The following is a 1,323-nucleotide window of genomic DNA, read 5'->3' as shown; positions in this document are numbered from 1 at the left end:
TGTGAACCGCTCCGGGTCTGATGGAGGCTCGATTCCCTGAGAGGATCGAGTCATGGCACGTCCGTCCCCTTACCCTCCCGAGCTTCGCGAGCGCGCGGTGCGCATGGTTGCGGAGATCCGCCCGTCCTACCCCACCGAGTGGGCCGCGATGAAGGCGGTCGCGGCCAAGCTGGGGATCGGTGCCGCCGAGACGGTGAGGACCTGGGTCCGCAAGACCGAGGTCGACGCAGGCCAGCGGCCCGGAGTCACGTCGGAAGAGGCCGCGGAGATCAAGCGGCTGCGGGCCGAGAACGCCGAACTGCGACGGGCGAACGAGATCCTGAAGGCGGCCTCGGCTTTCTTCGCGGCCGAGCTCGACCGGCCGTCGAAGCGCTCGTAGCGTTCATCGACGCACACCGCCAGGTGTTCGGGGTCGAGCCGATCTGCCGAGTCCTGACCAGCCACGGACTGAAGATCGCGACGAGCACCTACTACGCCGCCAGGAACCGCACCCCCAGCGACCGGTCGGTCCGCGACAGGGAGCTGAAGACGCAGATCAGCCGCGTCCACGCCGACAATTTCGGCGTCTACGGGGTCCGGAAGGTCTGGCGTCAGCTGCACCGCGAGGGCATACCGGTGGCCCGCTGCACCGTCGCCCGACTGATGCGCGACCTCGGCCTCGAAGGCGCCCGGCGCGGGAAGAAGATCCGCACCACCGTCCGGGACGATGGCCATGAGCGGTCCGCTGACCTGCTGCAACGCGACTTCACCGCGTCCAGGCCGAACGAGCGGTGGGTGGCTGACTTCACCTATGTCGCCACCTGGTCGGGAATCGTCTACGTCGCGTTCGTCGTGGACGTGTTCTCCCGGGCGATCGTGGGCTGGTCCGCCGCCACCAGCAAGCGGGCCAAGCTCGTCCTCGACGCACTCGACATGGCCTTGTGGCGTCGCGATCGCGCCGGAACTCCCGCTGGCCCGGGGCTGGTTCATCATTCGGACGCGGGCAGTCAGTACACGTCTTTCGCGTTCACCGCGCACCTGATCGAGGCCGGCCTCGACGCCTCGATCGGCACCGTCGGCGACGCCTTGGACAACGCGCTCATGGAATCCCAGATCGGCCTCTACAAGACGGAGTTGATCAAGCCGCGCAGGCCCTGGCACGGCCTGGCCGACGTTGAACTCGCCACCGCGGAATGGGTCGACTGGTTCAACAACCAGCGCCTCCACACAGCGATCGGCGACATCCCGCCCCACGAGCACGAGACCAACCACTACGCTCAACACCAGCCCCAACCGGCGGCTGGAGTCAACGCATAGAGCCTCCACCGATCCCGGAGCGGTTCA

The 1,323-nt window shown here is 67.6% G+C and carries 1 protein-coding gene; it reads left to right on the top strand.

What is annotated here, in order from left to right; all coding sequences use genetic code 11:
- Nucleotides 1-52 precede the first annotated feature (52 nt).
- Nucleotides 53-1,296 (top strand): IS3 family transposase gene (locus IF17_RS0135680; RefSeq protein ID WP_106980273.1). Its coding sequence is split into 2 segments (ribosomal slippage): nt 53-335 and nt 335-1,296, totalling 1,245 coding nucleotides; the frame shifts between segments, so codons are not numbered across the junction.
- Nucleotides 1,297-1,323 lie beyond the last annotated feature (27 nt).

It is taken from the genome of Streptomyces cyaneofuscatus (assembly GCF_000718135.1).
Taxonomy (GTDB): Bacteria; Actinomycetota; Actinomycetes; order Streptomycetales; family Streptomycetaceae; genus Streptomyces; species Streptomyces cyaneofuscatus.
This window is presented reverse-complemented; position numbering and strand designations above follow the sequence as displayed.